11 protein-coding genes are annotated in these 14475 nt (G+C 75.1%); 3 read left to right on the forward strand and 8 right to left on the reverse strand.

What is annotated here, in order from left to right:
* Positions 1-29 precede the first annotated feature (29 nt).
* From gdhA to AB0C96_RS17235, 8 genes are read right to left on the reverse strand one after another with little or no spacing between them, the layout of a single operon-like run.
* On the reverse strand, positions 30-1415 hold the full coding sequence (gene gdhA / locus AB0C96_RS17200) for an NADP-specific glutamate dehydrogenase (protein ID WP_362918202.1): 1386 nt from the start codon (positions 1413-1415) through the stop codon (positions 30-32).
* Positions 1416-2699, reverse strand: a complete 1284-nt coding sequence (locus AB0C96_RS17205; RefSeq protein WP_362918204.1) for a beta-ketoacyl-[acyl-carrier-protein] synthase family protein — start codon at positions 2697-2699, stop codon at positions 1416-1418. It lies immediately after the preceding gene.
* Positions 2696-2965, reverse strand: coding sequence for an acyl carrier protein (locus AB0C96_RS17210; protein WP_362918206.1), 270 nt, complete (start codon positions 2963-2965; stop codon positions 2696-2698). The genes AB0C96_RS17205 and AB0C96_RS17210 overlap by 4 nt, the downstream gene beginning before the upstream one ends.
* Entirely contained in the window at positions 2938-4053 is a 1116-nt protein-coding gene (locus AB0C96_RS17215; protein ID WP_362918208.1) for a beta-ketoacyl-ACP synthase III, read from the reverse strand. Before AB0C96_RS17215 ends, AB0C96_RS17210 begins: the two co-directional genes overlap by 28 nt.
* A 31-nt stretch (positions 4054-4084) precedes the next feature.
* Complete coding sequence (locus AB0C96_RS17220) at positions 4085-4924, reverse strand: SDR family NAD(P)-dependent oxidoreductase (protein ID WP_362918210.1); 840 nt, start codon at positions 4922-4924, stop codon at positions 4085-4087.
* Positions 4921-6027: a ketoacyl-ACP synthase III gene (locus tag AB0C96_RS17225; protein WP_362918212.1), complete on the reverse strand. Its 1107-nt coding sequence runs from the start codon at positions 6025-6027 to the stop codon at positions 4921-4923. The genes AB0C96_RS17220 and AB0C96_RS17225 overlap by 4 nt, the downstream gene beginning before the upstream one ends.
* Positions 6027-7889, reverse strand: a complete 1863-nt coding sequence (locus AB0C96_RS17230) for an acyl-CoA dehydrogenase (RefSeq protein ID WP_362918214.1) — start codon at positions 7887-7889, stop codon at positions 6027-6029. Before AB0C96_RS17230 ends, AB0C96_RS17225 begins: the two co-directional genes overlap by 1 nt.
* On the reverse strand, positions 7886-10333 hold the full coding sequence (locus AB0C96_RS17235) for an acyltransferase domain-containing protein (protein ID WP_362918216.1): 2448 nt from the start codon (positions 10331-10333) through the stop codon (positions 7886-7888). The genes AB0C96_RS17230 and AB0C96_RS17235 overlap by 4 nt, the downstream gene beginning before the upstream one ends.
* Before the next feature lie 437 nt (positions 10334-10770).
* Between AB0C96_RS17235 and AB0C96_RS17240 the strand changes: the two genes are divergently transcribed.
* The 3 genes from AB0C96_RS17240 (at position 10771) to AB0C96_RS17250 (ending at position 14304) form a co-directional block, all read left to right on the forward strand.
* Positions 10771-12120, forward strand: coding sequence for a hypothetical protein (locus AB0C96_RS17240; protein WP_362918218.1), 1350 nt, complete (start codon positions 10771-10773; stop codon positions 12118-12120).
* A gap of 578 nt (positions 12121-12698) precedes the next feature.
* Positions 12699-13475: a GNAT family N-acetyltransferase gene (locus tag AB0C96_RS17245; RefSeq protein WP_362918220.1), complete on the forward strand. Its 777-nt coding sequence runs from the start codon at positions 12699-12701 to the stop codon at positions 13473-13475.
* 295 nt (positions 13476-13770) lie between these two features.
* Positions 13771-14304, forward strand: coding sequence for a universal stress protein (locus AB0C96_RS17250; RefSeq protein WP_362918222.1), 534 nt, complete (start codon positions 13771-13773; stop codon positions 14302-14304).
* Positions 14305-14475: the final 171 nt, after the last annotated feature.

The following is a 14475-nucleotide window of genomic DNA, read 5'->3' on the forward strand; positions in this document are numbered from 1 at the left end:
GCTCGCACCCGGCCGACGCGCCCCCTCCGCTACACGACGCCCTGGGCGAGCATGGCGGCGGCGAGTCGTTCGAAGGCGGCGATGTTGGCGCCGAGCACATGGTTCCCGGGGGCGCCGTGGAGTGCGGCGGTCTCGGCGCAGGTGTCGTGGATCGTGCGCATCACGAGGGCGAGCCGCTCCTCGACCCACGCGGAACTCCAGGTGTCCCGTTGCGCGTTCTGCTGCATCTCGAAGGCGCTGGTGACCACCCCGCCGGCGTTGGCGGCCTTGCCTGGGCCGAACGCCACCCCGGCGCCCTGAAGGATGCGGATCGCTTCGGGCGTGGTGGGCATGTTCGCGCCCTCGGACACCACCCTGACGCCGTGCCGCAGCAAGGCCAGTGCGGCGCCGGCGTCCAGTTCGTTCTGGGTGGCCGAGGGGAGCGCGACATCGGCCGGGACGTCCCAGACCCGGCCGCCGGGCAGGTACCGGGCCGAGGCGCCGCGCCGTTCGGCATAGGCGCTGATGCGCCCGCGTTCGACTTCCTTGATCTCCCGGAGGAGGGGGACGTCGATGCCCTTCTCGTCCACCACACAGCCGTCGGAGTCCGAGGCGGTGAGCACATGGGCCCCCAACTCCTGGGCCTTTTCGATCGAATGCACCGCCACGTTGCCCGAGCCGGAGACCACCACCCGCCGGCCCGCCAGCTCCTCGCCGCGGGTCCGGAGCAGGTGGGCGGCGTAGAGCACGTTCCCGTACCCGGTGGACTGGCTGCGGAGCGCGGATCCGCCCCAGTCGCGGCCCTTGCCGGTGAGCACGCCGGGCTCCCACCGGTTGGTGATCCGTCGGTACTGGCCGAAGAGGAAGCCGATCTCCCGGCCGCCCACGCCGATGTCGCCGGCCGGTATGTCGGTGTGCTCGCCGACGTGGCGGTGGAGTTCGGTCATGAAGGACTGGCAGAAGCGCATCACCTCCGGCTCGGAGCGGCCGCGGGGGTCGAAGTCGCTGCCGCCCTTCCCGCCGCCGAGGCCGAGCCCGGTGAGCGCGTTCTTCAACACCTGCTCGAACGCCAGGAACTTGACGATCCCGAGGTTCACCGACGGGTGGAACCGCAGGCCGCCCTTGTACGGGCCGAGGGTGCTGCTGAACTCCACCCGGAAGCCGCGGTTCACCCGGGTCGTGCCGGAGTCGTCCTGCCAGGGGACCCGGAAGACGATCTGCCGTTCGGGCTCGGCGACGCGTTCCATCAGTCCCGGTTCGGCGAACTCCGGGTGCCGGGCGAGGGACGGGCCGAGCGAGTCCAGGACCTCGCGCACCGCCTGGTGGAACTCCGGCTCCCCCGGATCGCGCCGCTGGACCTCGGCGTAGAGGGCGTCGAGCCGGCCACGTGGGGCGCGGGGGCCGGGCAGGGAGGAGCGGGGTACAGGGGTCGGCATCTACCCTCCAGTGCGGCTCGGGGCGGTGGCGGGGCGGAAGGCGAGCACGGTGTTGTGGCCGCCGAAGCCCGCGGAGTTGCTGAGCGCCAGGCGGATGTGCTGGCGGCGGGGCGGTCCGGACACCACGTTCAGCGTCCCGGCCGCCGGCTCGGGGCGGTGGAAGTTGGCCGTGGGCGGCACCAGTTGGTGCTCGACCGTCAGCGCGGTGAGCGCGGCCTCGATGGCTCCGGCCGCCCCCATGGTGTGGCCCAGGACGCCCTTGGCGGAGGTCACCGTCGGCGAATCGGCGCGGAACATCCGTTGCAGCACGGCCGCCTCGGTGCGGTCGTTGAGCGGCGTGCCGGTCCCGTGGGCGTTGATGTGACCGACGTCCTGCGGGGTCGCGCCGGCCGAGCGCAGCGCCTCCGCCATGGCGCGGTGCAGCCCGCGCCCTGCGGGGTCGGGGGCGACGGGGTGGTGGGCGTCGGCGGAGCTGCCGTACCCGGCGAGCCAGGCGTGGACGGGGGCGCCCCGGGCCGTGGCGTCGGAGCCCCGCTCCAGCACCAGCACGCCCGCGCCCTCGGCCAGCACGAAGCCGTCGCGTTCGGCGTCGAAGGGGCGGGAGGCGGCGGCCGGGGAGCCGTGGCGCCGGGAGAGCGCCCCCATCCTCGCGAAGGCCGTGGCGCACATCGGGGTGACCATGGCGTCGGCGCCGCCGGCGACGGCGATGTCGCAGGCGCCGCTGCGCAGCAGGACGGCCGCCATGACCACGGCGGTGGCACCCGAGGCGCAGGCGGTGGCGGTGTGCAGCGCCACCCCGCCGGCCCGGAGGGCGATCGCCAGTTGGCCGGCGCCCATGTTGGGCAGGAAGGCCGGGAGGGTGAGGGGGGAGACCGCCCGCGGGCCGCCGTCGAGCAGTCTGCGGAACTGCGCCTCGTAGGTCTCCACTCCCCCGGCCGCCGATCCGAGGACCACCGCGACCCGGGAGCCGTCCCAGGTGTCCGGGTCCAGTCCGGCGTCGGTGACGGCCTCCTGGGCGGCCGCCAGCGCGAACTGGGTGAACCGGTCGTGCTGCCACGGCCGGCCCCCGGGCACCCGGGTCCGGGGGTCGAAGTCGGGCACCCGGCAGGAGAGGGTGACCGGCAGTCCGGCCAGCGCGGGGTCCTCCGCGGCGGTGCCCCGTCCCCGGCAGACGCCCGCCCAGGTCCGCGCGGTACCGGTGCCGGCCGGTGTGACCAGGCCGATGCCGGTGACGGCGATCCCCGTGCGGTCCGGGCCGGGGCCGGGTGCGTCGGGTCCGCTCACCGTGGGGCTCCCCGGTCGGACGGTTCCGGCGCCAGGGACAGCTGCTCCTCGACGGCCCGCGCGAGCTGATTCAGCGTCAGTTCTGCGGCGGCGTCGTCCTCTTCGAGGGGGATCTGCCAGTGTTCCTGGAGGGTGACGTAGAGCTCGACGACGGCCAGCGAGTCGAGTTCCAGGGCGGCGAGGGTGACGTCGGGCCGGATCTGCTCGGCGTCGACCTCGAACTTCTCGGTCAGCACGGTCACCAACTGGTCGTAGACAGTTTCCACGGCTGGTTCCTCCGGGGCGTGGGATCGGTGGTGGTGAGGGGTTCGGGATCGTGGTTCCAGGGCCGGGCCGTGGGCCAGGTGAGGGCGACCGACGCCCAGGTCAGTCCGCCGCCGAAGGCGGTGAACAGGGTGCGGGTCCCCGGGCGGACGCGCTTGCGCTCGGCGGTGTCGGCGAGGGCCAGCGGGATGGAGGCCGCCGCGGTGTTGCCGACGTCGCGGATGTTGCCGTGGCGGTACCGGCGGGCGATGCCCACCCGTTCGGCGACCGAGTCGAGGATGCGCTGGTTGGCCTGGTGGCCGATGAACGCGCCCACGGTGTCGGGCGGCCAGCCGGCCCGCTCCAGTACGGCCAGCGAGGACGCGGTCATCCGGCGCACGGCCTGCCCGTACACCTCGCGGCCGCTCATCCGGAAGTAGCGCTCCTCGCGGGTGAGGTGGCGCGAGGTGTCGGGCCGGCGGGAGCCGCCGGCGGTGATGGCGATGAGGTCGCTGCCGGCGCCGTCCGAGCCCCAGTCGAGGGCGGTGACCGCCCCGGCCTCGGTCCGCTTCCCGGGGCCGAGCAGGACCGCCCCCGCACCGTCACCGAAGATCACCGCGGTGTCACGGTCCAGCGGGTCGATGATGCTGGAGTACTTCTCGGCGCCGATCACCAGCGGCCGGGTGCAGACCCCGGTGCGGACCAGGGCGGTGGCGACGACGAGGCCGTAGAGGAAACCGGAGCACACGGCCGCCAGGTCGAAGGCCGGGACCGTGCCCAGGCCGAGGCGGTGGGCGACCTCGGGGGCGGTGGCCGGGCAGCGGCGGTCGGGGGTGGTGGTGGCGACCAGCACCAGGTCCGCGCGGGTATGCGCGGAGGCCTGTGCGGCCCGACCGGCGGCCACCGCGAGGTCGCCGGTGCTGGTGCCGTCCTCGGCCGCCCGGCGCCGGGCGATGCCGGTGCGGGAGCGGATCCACTCGTCGGTGGTGTCCAGCACGCCGCGGCGCCGCACATCCTCGTTGGACAGCACGCGTGGTGGCAGACAGGTGCCGATGCCGCGGATCACGGCGGTGGCGCTCTCCCTGGTCGCGGTGGGGCTCTCCCCGGTCATGATCGGCACTCCTCGCCTCTCGTGGATGGGCTCAGGCGGCGAACGGAGAGGGCGGCTTGGGGATGCCGGCGAGTCCGCCGTCGGGTACGGACACACCGCCGTCGAGCACCAGGGCCTGCCCGGTGAGGTAGGACGCGGCGGGCGACGCCAGGAACAGCGCGGCGCAGGCGACCTCGTGCGGCTCCGCCCAACGGCCCAGCGGGACGTGGGCCGTCAGCCAGTCGGACAGCGGCTTCGTGCCGTACGCGAAGGCCGTCATGTCCGTGCGGGTCCACCCCGGGCACAGCGCGTTGACCCGGATGCCGTCACGGGCCCAGCCGACGGCGAGGCTGCGGGCGAGCGAGATCTGGGCCGCCTTGGAGGCCGCGTACGCCTCCATCCTCGGTGTGCCGACCACCCCGGCGAGGGAGGACATCAGCACCACGCCGGCCCGGGGCGAGCCGGCGAGGTGGCGGTGCGCCCGTCGGCACAGGGCCGCGGTGGCGTTGAGGTTGACCGACAGCACCTGGTCCCAGTCCTCCTGGGCGGAGTACTGCAACGGGTCGAGCACCGGGCTGCCGTCCGGCCGGGCGGGGAGGATGCCCGCGTTGTGCACCACGGTGTCGAGGCCGCCGAGCTTCGCCGCGGCCTCGTCCACCACGCCGTCCGCGGCCCCCGCCGCCGACAGGTCGCCGGGGACGAGGACCGCGGTCCGCCCCTCGGCCTCCACCAGCGCGGCGGTCTCCCGTAGGGCGTCCGAGGTCCGCGCGGACAGTGCCAGGTCGGCGCCGGCCTGGGCGAACGCCACGGCCACGGCCTTGCCGATGCCGCGGGAGGCGCCGGTCACCAGGGCGCGTCGGCCGTCCAACCGGAACGAGGCGAGCGAGGTCATGAGGAACTCCTTTGCGCGGCACGGGGTCGGGCGGGCGGCGGGGTCTGCGGGGTGGTACGCGACGTACGGGTCGGCGCTATCCGGATGGCGGGCGCCCCGCTCCAGGTGAGCAGGGCGCTGCCCCAGGTCACTCCGGCACCGAAGACCGCGACGAGGATCCTGCTGCCGCGCGGCAGCAGACCCCGTGCGGCGGCGGTGGCCAGCGCGTAGGGGGCGCTCGCGGCGCCGATGTTGCCCACCTCGTCCCCGACGATGACGAGCCGCTCCGGCGGGATGCCGATGCGCTCGCCGAGGCTGCGCAGCAGGACCGGGTTGGGCTGGTGGATGATGAAGGCGTCGATGTCCGCAAGCCGGAGCCGGTTGCGGATCAGGCTCTCGCTGACGAGTTGGGGGAAGATCCGGACGATGAAGTCGCGGACCGCACGGCCGTCCATGTGGATGTGGTGCCGGTGTGCGCCGAGCGTCGCCGGGCTCGCCGGAATGCGGCTGCCGCCGGCGGGGATGAGGACGTGGTGCGCGCCGGTGCCGTCGGAGCCCAGGCGGAGGTCGGCGAACCCGCCGTCGTCCGCCACCGGGCCGAGGATCGCGGCGGCCGCGCCGTCCGCGAAGAGCACCGCGGTGCCCCGGTCGGTGGGGTCGACGAACTTGGAGTACGCCTCGACGCCGACGACGGCCGCGTAGCGGGCTCCGGGCGTGCCGCGCAGCCAGTCGTGGGCGACCTTGGCCGCGAACAGCCAGCCGGCACAGGCCGCGCTGACGTCCAGGGCCACCGCGTACCGGGCGCCGATCCGGGCCTGGATCCGGCAGGCGGTGGAGGGGCCCAGCTCATCGGGGGTGGAGGTGGCGGCGATCAGCACGTCGAGTTGGTCGATGTCGATCCCGGCGGCCGCCACCGCGGCCCGTACGGCGGCCGCCGCCAGATCGGATGCGGCCTCTTCGGGGGCGGCCATGTGCCGGGTGTGCACCCCGGTGCGCTGGGTGATCCACTCCGGTGTGACGCCTGCCGCACCCGCGACGTCCTCGTTGCTGCGGGTGGCGCGGGGGAGGTAGGTGCCCATGCCCAGGACGCCGATGCGGGGCACCGTCGGGGAGGTGTGGCTCATCACGGCCTTTCCGGTAGCCAGTTGAGGGAGTCGGTCAGGGCGGCCGCGTAGTCGTCGGCGCCCAACGGGACGGGCGCACCACCGGGGTGCGTGGCCATGGCCTCTTCCAGAAAGGGGAGGTGCGGCAGCAGGCGGTCGCACAGGCCGTCCAGCACGCCGGGGAGCGCCCGGACCGCGGAGGCGTCGAGCAGCCCGCCGGAGAGCAGTCGGCCGCTGTGGCGCCGTGCCTCGACCACCCCGTACAGGGCCGCCAACGGGCGCAGCACCGCCAGCAGTTCGGGGTCCTGGACGGCGGCGAGGGCGCCGGCCAGGCTCTCCGCGACGAGCCGACCGCCGTAGGCCTCGCCGAGTTCTCGGGTCGTGTCCAGCAGCGGGTTCCACAGCTCCAGGCCCGTCAGTCCGGCCTGGGTGCGGTGCTCCAGGGCGCGGCGCAGCTCGTCCGTCAGCCTGGCCTCCTGGGCCCGGGCGAGGGCGGGCCACCACGCGGGGTGGTCCGGGGGGACGTCGGGCGGCGGCACGGTGCCCACGGGGGCGCGGGCGGCCTCCTCGGCGAGGGCCCGTCCGGCGTCCAGCACGATCAGCCGGCTGTCGCCGCCGGCGCTGTCGAAGGCGTGGGCGAAGCCGTGGTACCCGGTCAGCGCGTTGGGCCCCAGGAACCCGGCGAGCCCGCAGCGGTGCTGGCACTCGGCGGCGACCCGTGCGGTGCCGGCCACCGCGACCGCCTTGAGGACGGCGAGCGGGCGGTCGACGGCGGTCCACGGGGCGAAGGTCATCCCGTCCGCGCTGCGGGCCGCGGGGAGGCGGCCGGCCGGCGCGGGGCGGGACCGGGCCCAGATCTCCCGTGCCGTTCGGCCGGCGCAGGTGAGGGCGAACGACCGGGCCAGGCAGCCGAGCAGCGCGTGGTGTTGGTTCCGGTAGGCGAGCACCGTCGCTCCCGGGGCCAGCCTGCCGTGCGCCCGCCGGCGCGCGGAGAACCGCAGCGCCTGTACGGAGCACTCCCGTGCCATGGCGGCCACCGCCGACGGCAGGGTCGCCCACAGTCCCCGTCCGACGCAGAGGGTGCGTTGCAACCGGGCGTCGGGCGTGCCGAGCGGATCGTGGAACCGTCCCTCGCCGTCGACGTACGCGCGGTCGCGCAACCACTGGTCGTACGCCAGCCGTACTCCGGCGAAGCGCACCAGCGCGTAGTCCAGCGGGAGGGCCGGTACTTCGATGCGGTCGGAGATCTCCACGCCCGGCAGCGGGCCCCGCTCGTCGGTGAGGTCGACCACGAAGGAGAACACCCCGCGGTCCGCCCCGCCGACCCGCAGCCGGGCGCACACCACGGCCGTCTGCGGCAGCCGCGGGTTGCCGACGCCGGAGAACTTGGCCGCTCCGGCGTCCGGGGTGCGCAGCACGAACTCCCTGGTGTGCGGGTCGAACACGGCGGTGGTGCGGATCCCCAGGTGGCTGCTGGCGTCCCCGATCTCGGTGACCATGAAGACGCCCTTGGAGCGCGCGCTCGCCAGCGCGTCCCACCGGCGGCCGAGCCGGGCCGGGTCGTCGGTCAGCTCGACGACCGATCCCAGGCACAGCACGTAGTGGGAGAGGGTCGCCATGTACAGCGGCGGGTCGACGACCGCGACGCACTCGCTGAGCAGCGCGAGCCGCTGCGGATCGCGGCACAACTCGGCCGCCGGCGGCAGGGTTTCGGCCAGCCGGCGCAGCCGCCGGTGGAGGCGGTGGGCGCGGTCCGTGGGGCCTGCGGCGGCCGGTTCGTCCTCGGTGGTCAGGGTGGACATCAGACGGCTGCGCAGTTCGTCCTGGCCGGTGCCGTTGATGAGGTCCGCCAGTTCGCCGGGGGTGGGGGCACAGGTGGTCATCGGGTCGGCTCCGGGGTGCGGAGGGCGTCGGCCGGCGGGGCGGCCGGGGCGCCGGGGTGCGGCCAGGGGAAGCCGGGCTCGGCGAGGGGGGCGTGGGCGGTGGCCGCAGCGGGCGGCAGGGTGTGCCGGACGTTGCGGGTCAGGGCACTGCCGGTGCCGGCTTCGAGGAGCAGGGCGCTGCTCCGGGCGGTCGCCCGGAGCAGGACTCCGGGCAACCGCGCGGGCCGGACCAGGCAGTCGGCCAGCCCGCGGTGGACGTCGTCACCGGGCCGGTACGGGCCTTGCCGGACGGCGGAGAGCACCAGGAGCCGGGCGGCGCGGGCCGCGATCGGGCGGATCGACGCGGCGAAGGCGTCCGCCCGCGCGGTCAGCGACGGGTGGTGGGAGGAGAACGGCAGCCGCAGCCGGGACGCCGACAGGCCCTGACGCCGGGCGAGTTCCTCCACCGTCTCCAGGGCCGGGAGGGGGCCGCTGAGGACCGTCTCACCGGGGTCGTTCACGCAGGCCAGGGCGAGTTCCGGGGTGCCGGCCTCGCGCAGCAGGGCGTGTGTGCGGCACTCCGGCGCGCCGATCAGCGTCATACCGCCCGCGCAGTGCGCCAGTTGGTGGGCCAGCAGACAGGCGATCCGGGCTCCCTCGGGGACGGCGAAAACCCCGGCCGCGGTGAGCGCCGCGATCTCGCCGAAGCTCACCCCGAGCACCAGGTCGGGCGCCAGGCCGATGTCGCAGAGGGCGCGGTGCACCGCCATCGAGGAGCAGAACAGGGCGAGTTGGGGGGTTCCGACGGTGGCGGCGGCCAGGTCGCGGCCGCTGGGGGGCGTCTGGCCCATTAACGCCTCGGTCAGCGGGGCGATTCCGAATTCCCTGCCCACGTCTTCCGTCTGCCCGAAGACCTCGATGACGGCTTTCCGCACGCTGTCGTGTGCGCGGGCCGCCCGGACCAGCGGGCTGACGGCGAAGTCGCCCTGGCCCGAAAAGAGATGGCCGACCGGGCGCCGCAACGGCGTGCTCTCGTACGGGAATTCCGCGGCGGGACTGCTCATGGCCCGTTCCTTTCCTGCCGGTGTCCCTGCTTCGATTGAACAACCGCCGCCGCCCCGGTGGCCGCGGCGCCTTGCCCGGGGTTGTTGAACCGCGTGAAAGGCTGCCGCCGCCGGAGACGTTTCAGTGGTGTGCGGATACGGAGGCCATGGCGCACGTACGGCGCAGAACGGCGGTCGCCGCCGGGAGTTGGCGAAAGGGGATGAGCAGCTGCCGCAGTCGGTGGAGGGCGAGATCGGCCGCACCGGACCGCAGGAAGGCGTAGTGATCGAGAAAGGAATTCCAGGCGGCGCAGGCCTCTTCCACATGGCCGAGACCGACGAGGACTTCGGCGAGCTGGGCACGGCTGAGCGCCTGCCCCGGTGGTCGTCGTCCGGCCGTCGCGCCGAGGAGCGGTGCAGGGCCGTGCACGCCGCCGGCAGGTCCCCCAGGTGTCGGAGCACCTGGGCGCTCTGGAAGTCGAGCGCGGCGGGCGAGTAGCTGGTGAACGGCCCCGACCCGCGCGGGCGCTGCCGGTCCTCCTCGACGGCCCGCTCGGCGCGTCCGAGGGAGGCGAGCGCCTCGTTGCGCTGGCCGCAGGAGGCCTGGGTGACGGCGAGTTGGGAGAGCAGGAAGGCGCGGGTGGCACCGTCCGGCGGGCCGGCGGACGCCAGGGCGGCCTCGGCGGCGTGCAGCGCGGCCTTCCGGTGGCCGAGCGCGAGGGCCTGGGCGCTGAGCCCCCGCAGGACGACGGCCCAGGCCGTCGCGTCGCCGGCCTCGTCGGCGAGCTGCAACGCGGTGGTGAAGTGGCGTTGGGCCAGCCCGTGGACGGAGGCGTCCTGGTACATGCGGGCGAGCAGGAAGACCAGTCGCGAGGCCTCCACCAGCAGGTCGCGGTGGACCTCGTCGTCGCCGGCTTCCCGCAGCCGGGTGGCGATGTCGTCCGCGAGGTAGGTGGCCAGGGTGGAACGGACCCTTCTGCCGCCGTGGGCATCGAACGAGGCCGCGTAGAAGCGCACCGCGAGCCGGACGACGGCGAGTTCGCCCTCGTCCGGGCCGTGCCGCGGCGTGGGCGGCCCGGCCCGGGTCCGCCGTGCGGCCCGTAGCTGTGCGAGTTCCGCTTCGCGGTACGGCCGGAGCCGGGCGGACACCCGCTGGGCGGGGTCGCCCTCCATGCTGCACAGGTCGGTGAGCGCGGTTTCGGCCGCGGAACCGTGCTCGGGAAATCGGCCGCCCGGTGGCGCGGGGCCCTCGCACACGAGTCCCGCCGCGCTCGGCGAAACGGACCTGCCGAGGCGCCGGGTCAGCGCCTCCGCTATCAATTCGGGCACCGGAGCCGCCGGCTGGGTACCGCTCAACCAATGCGCCACGGCGGTGCGGTCGTAGTGCAGATCCAGGTCAATTTCCGCGGCGACTCTGTTCACCGACCGGGCGAGTGCCGCTTGCGTCCATCGGGCCTCCGCCAAAAGGGCTCGCAATTTCATGTTCTGGCGGCGTGACGACGGCATGGGGTGCTCCCGACGTGACAGGGCGACGTCGGACACCAAGCGCCGGCCGCCGCTGTGCGGCGCTCCGGGGGACGTTTTCCGAAAGGGTCCGTGAGGTGCCTTATGACGCGTCTGGTGTTGCCGTGGTACGTGATGACTCGCCCTGTGCACCGAACCGGCGGAATTTTCCCCGCTGACCCGCCGGGCCAATGGCCGAAATACTTCGCTGCGACCATCGGGGGCATAGCCAACATCCGCCCCTTAACGGAACCATGAATCCTGTCGAGTGGGAACGCCCGGCAGAGCACGCATGCGTGAACGTGTTGAACGTCGGCCCCTGACGCCCACTCACCTCCCGGAAGGCCCGAGGGCCCATGAAGCGTAGGCGTCGCCCCAACCGTGTCCTCGCCGCCCTGCTGGCCGAAGCCGACTGGTCCGCCGGCGACCTCGCCCGCGCCGTCAACGCCCTGGGCACGACCCATGGGCTGCGGCTGCGCTACGACCGGACCTCCGTGGCCCACTGGCTCCAGGGATCGCGCCCCCGCAGACCGGTCGTCGAGCTGGTCGCGCAGGCGCTGGGCCGCCGGATCGGCCGGCGCCTGTCGCCCGCGGACGCCGGGTTCACCGATCCGGAGGAGTCCGGTGACGCGGTGGCCGCGGTCCTGCGGAGCGACGATCCGGTGCGACGGCTCACCACCCTGTGCCGGGCGGACGCCGACCCCACCCGACGGGCCCGGCTGGCCCGCTCGGTCATCTCCGCACCGCCCCCGGTGCTCAGCGGCTGGGAGGCGCAGCCGCCCTCCGTGCTGCGGACGCCGGACAGCGGACGGCCGGCGTCCGCAGCGGACGCGGCCCGCCTGGAGACCATGGCCGCGTGCAGCGCCCTGATGGGAGAGAAGTACGGCGGCGCGCACGGGCGGTCGGCGCTGGCCCTCTCCCTGTCCGAGGACGTGGTGCCGCTGCTCTCCGCCCCGGCCACACCGGCGGTGCGGCGCTCCCTGCGCACCGGCGCCGCCCATCTGACGCTCCTGCTCGCCGCCAAGACCTCCGAGGTCGGCCACGCCGCCCTGGCGCAGCACTACTACAACGTGGCCCTCGGGCTCGCCCGCGCGGCCGAGGACCGGGACTGCTACGCCATCACCCTGCGCTGCCTGAGCGTGCAGGCCCTCCGGCTGGGCGACCCCCGCCAGGCCCTCGCCCTCGGCGAGGCGGCGCTGGATGTCGCCGGCTCGGCCGCACCGCCGGCCGTCCGTGCCTTCCTGCACGCGGGGCGGGCCGTGGTGCGTGCCGGCGCCGGCCAGGACCGGCCCTCCGCACGGGACCTCCTGGCGGCCGAGCAGCACCATTCCCGGGCGACCGGCCCGGAGGGCCCCTTCACCAGCTATCCGGAGGCCGCGCTGCGCTACCAGCGGGCCCACGTCCTGGCCCGCCTGGGCGACCACGACGGCGCGGCGGCCGAACTACGGCACTCCCTGGCCGGCCGGCCCTCCTCCCACCACAGGGCCCGTGCGCTGCTGCACGCCCAGCTCGCCCACGCCCTGCTGGCCGGGAACGAGGTGGAGGCGGCCGTCGACCACTGCTTCCACGCCCTGCGGCACTACCAGCAGCTCGCCACCGGATCCGTGCACGGTGCGCTCCCCCGCCTGGTCCAACGGCTCGCGCCCTTCGAGCGGAATCCCCGGGTCAGGGAGTTCCGGGATCGTCTGCGCGCCACGCCCCGGTGACACCCACGGGACGAGCATCAGCAACGCCAGATCAAAAGGGTCCGTCACGCCTCTATAGGTGCGTTCGGGTGCCGCGTTCTAACCGCCGACGCACCAAGCCCCCCGTCTGCTTCACCCGTACGCACGAGGCCCCGTCGGTCCGGCGGGCCGCCGAGGCCGAACCGGTGGCGGTTTCGCCCGCCGACAGCACGGGGCACTCCGGCCGCGGCCGGGCCGGCCCGCGCCGCTCGCCCCCGCTCATCAGGCGTACGTCAAGAGGTGCCCGGAAGGCTTGAAGCGGCGCGCGGCCCGGCATGTGATGGGGGATGTGAACCGCGTCCGGCTGCCTCCCGGCCCTCCGCCGTCAGGGCGGGGCCGTGCCCTGTCACGGTAGGCGCCCCGCGCCGTGCCCCGTGCCGCACGGAGACGCCCCGCCCGCCGAGCGGGCTCCCGCACCCCGCCTCCCCGCCCCCTTCCCGTCCCCCCGTCCCGTCCCGTCCGCATCCACCACCCACCCTTGCTCCCTGACGGCCCGTCCGGCGTCCCCTCGGTGATCCGCCGGCCGGCCCGTCGGCCGCCGCGTCCGAAGCGAGGACCCCGTGATCGCACTCACGCCCGCCCAACTCCCCTCCCTCCCCCGCTGGTTCGCCGATGGGCCCCCCGGGGCGACGGCGCTGGCGGAGCATGCGCTGCTCTCCGGAGCGGCTCGTTGCTGGGCCGACCGGGCCGTCGATCCGCGTGCCGTGGCCGTGGCCTGCGCCGGCCATCTGCTGCTCCGCGGCGAACCCACCGCGCTGGCCCCGCTCGCCCTCGCCCCCTTCACCGCGCACTACGTGCAGGCCCCCGCCCGCTTCCTGCCCCTGCTGGCCGGCGCCTTCGAACGGCTGGTGCCGTGGGAGCGCATGGTCTACCTCCGCCGCGTCACGGTGGCGGCGCCGCGCCCGCCGCACGGGGTGACGGTGCGCCGGGTGACACCCGACGACGCCCCGGCGCTCGCCGCACTGGGGGCGGACCTGGCCTGGATCCATGCCAGTTGGGGCGGACCGGCCGGTCTCGCCGCCTCCGGGCACGGCTGGGCGGCGTTCCGGAGGGACCGCGTCCTCGCCCTCGCCTGCACCTACTTCCGCGGCAGCACCCACGAGGACATCGCCTGCCTGACCGTCCCCGCGCACCGGCGCCAGCACCTGGCACTGGCCTGCGTCACCGCCCTGTGCCGGGACATCGAGGCCCGCGGCCACACCCCGAGCTGGACCTGTTCCCGCGACAACCGCCCGAGCCGTCTCCTCGCCTGGACCGCCGGCTTCCGCCTGGCGCACGAGTACGTCCACCACCTCACCGGAGAGCCGGCCCGGCGCGTCGCCGGACTCGCCGCCTGACACCTCCGGGACGCCCAGCCTGACGGACTCCCCTGTCGCCGAGCCGCCGGAACGGCTCGAACAGCTCGAACGGCTCGATCCGGTCCGCGCGGCGGACCACGTCGCATCGTGGCTGCCCATCGGCGCGGACCGCGCTTGCGTTCGAGGACGTCGACGCAACGCCGACCCCGCCGTCATGAAGCCGTCAGGGTCTCCGCCACCGGCGTAAGAGAAGCGCCAACCGGCCGCCCGGCGGTACCCGCCGGCACTTCGATGGTGACGACACAACCACCGCACGGTACGAGGAGAGTGACCCATGGACGGCCCCAGCGGCGGTCGGCGCGTCGTCGTCGGGGTGAGCGGTTCGCTGGGGAGCCTGACGGCTCTCCACCGGGCCGCCGCCGAGGCCCGGATGCGCGACGCCGCGTTGTGGGCCGTACTGGCGTGGGAGCCGCCCGGCGGCGGCGTCCCACACCGCGGCGGACCCTGCCCGCCGTCGCTGACCGCCACCTGGCGCCGGCTGGCGGGCGAGCGGCTGCTGGAGGCGCTCGACACCGCCTTCGGCAGCGTCGGACCGGGGGTCGTGCTCCAGCGCCTGGTGGCGCCGGGCACGCCGGGCAAGGTCCTGCTGGCGGCCGCCGACCGGAGCGACGATCTGCTGGTCGTCGGGGCCGGCGCCCGCGGCAGGCTGCGCCGCGCGGTGTGGCCCTCCGTCTCCCGGTACTGCGTGGCACACGCCCACTGTCCGGTACTGACCGTGCCGCCGTCTCCCCTGCACCACGCGCTCGACACCGCACACCGCCGCAACGCGTGGAAACTTCCGCTCGACGTACGGGAGTTGGCGGACTGACGACGTCGCCCTCGGGTGCCCGGCCGGCCGACGGGCCCCGGGAGGCGCCGACCGCCCACCGCCCCCTGCGCACCGGCCCCCGCTCCACCCGTGCCACCGGCCGCCCCGCCCGAGCCGTCCGGTCCCGTTCCTCCCCAGGTCCCCCGGCCGCCCGCTCGCCGCAGGGGGCCG

Origin of the sequence: Streptomyces sp. NPDC048506, assembly GCF_040651315.1 — a bacterium.
Classification (GTDB): Bacteria; Actinomycetota; Actinomycetes; order Streptomycetales; family Streptomycetaceae; genus Streptomyces.

Excerpts from the sequence above, each read along its gene's own strand:
- gdhA (WP_362918202.1), bottom strand. The coding sequence starts at position 1,415 with ATGCCGACCCCTGTACCCCGCTCCTCCCTGCCCGGCCCCCGCGCCCCA.
- AB0C96_RS17215 (WP_362918208.1), bottom strand. The coding sequence starts at position 4,053 with ATGACCGGGGAGAGCCCCACCGCGACCAGGGAGAGCGCCACCGCCGTG.
- AB0C96_RS17220 (WP_362918210.1), bottom strand. The coding sequence starts at position 4,924 with ATGACCTCGCTCGCCTCGTTCCGGTTGGACGGCCGACGCGCCCTGGTG.
- AB0C96_RS17225 (WP_362918212.1), bottom strand. The coding sequence starts at position 6,027 with ATGAGCCACACCTCCCCGACGGTGCCCCGCATCGGCGTCCTGGGCATG.
- AB0C96_RS17230 (WP_362918214.1), bottom strand. The coding sequence starts at position 7,889 with ATGACCACCTGTGCCCCCACCCCCGGCGAACTGGCGGACCTCATCAAC.
- AB0C96_RS17240 (WP_362918218.1), top strand. The coding sequence starts at position 10,771 with ATGAAGCGTAGGCGTCGCCCCAACCGTGTCCTCGCCGCCCTGCTGGCC.
- AB0C96_RS17250 (WP_362918222.1), top strand. The coding sequence starts at position 13,771 with ATGGACGGCCCCAGCGGCGGTCGGCGCGTCGTCGTCGGGGTGAGCGGT.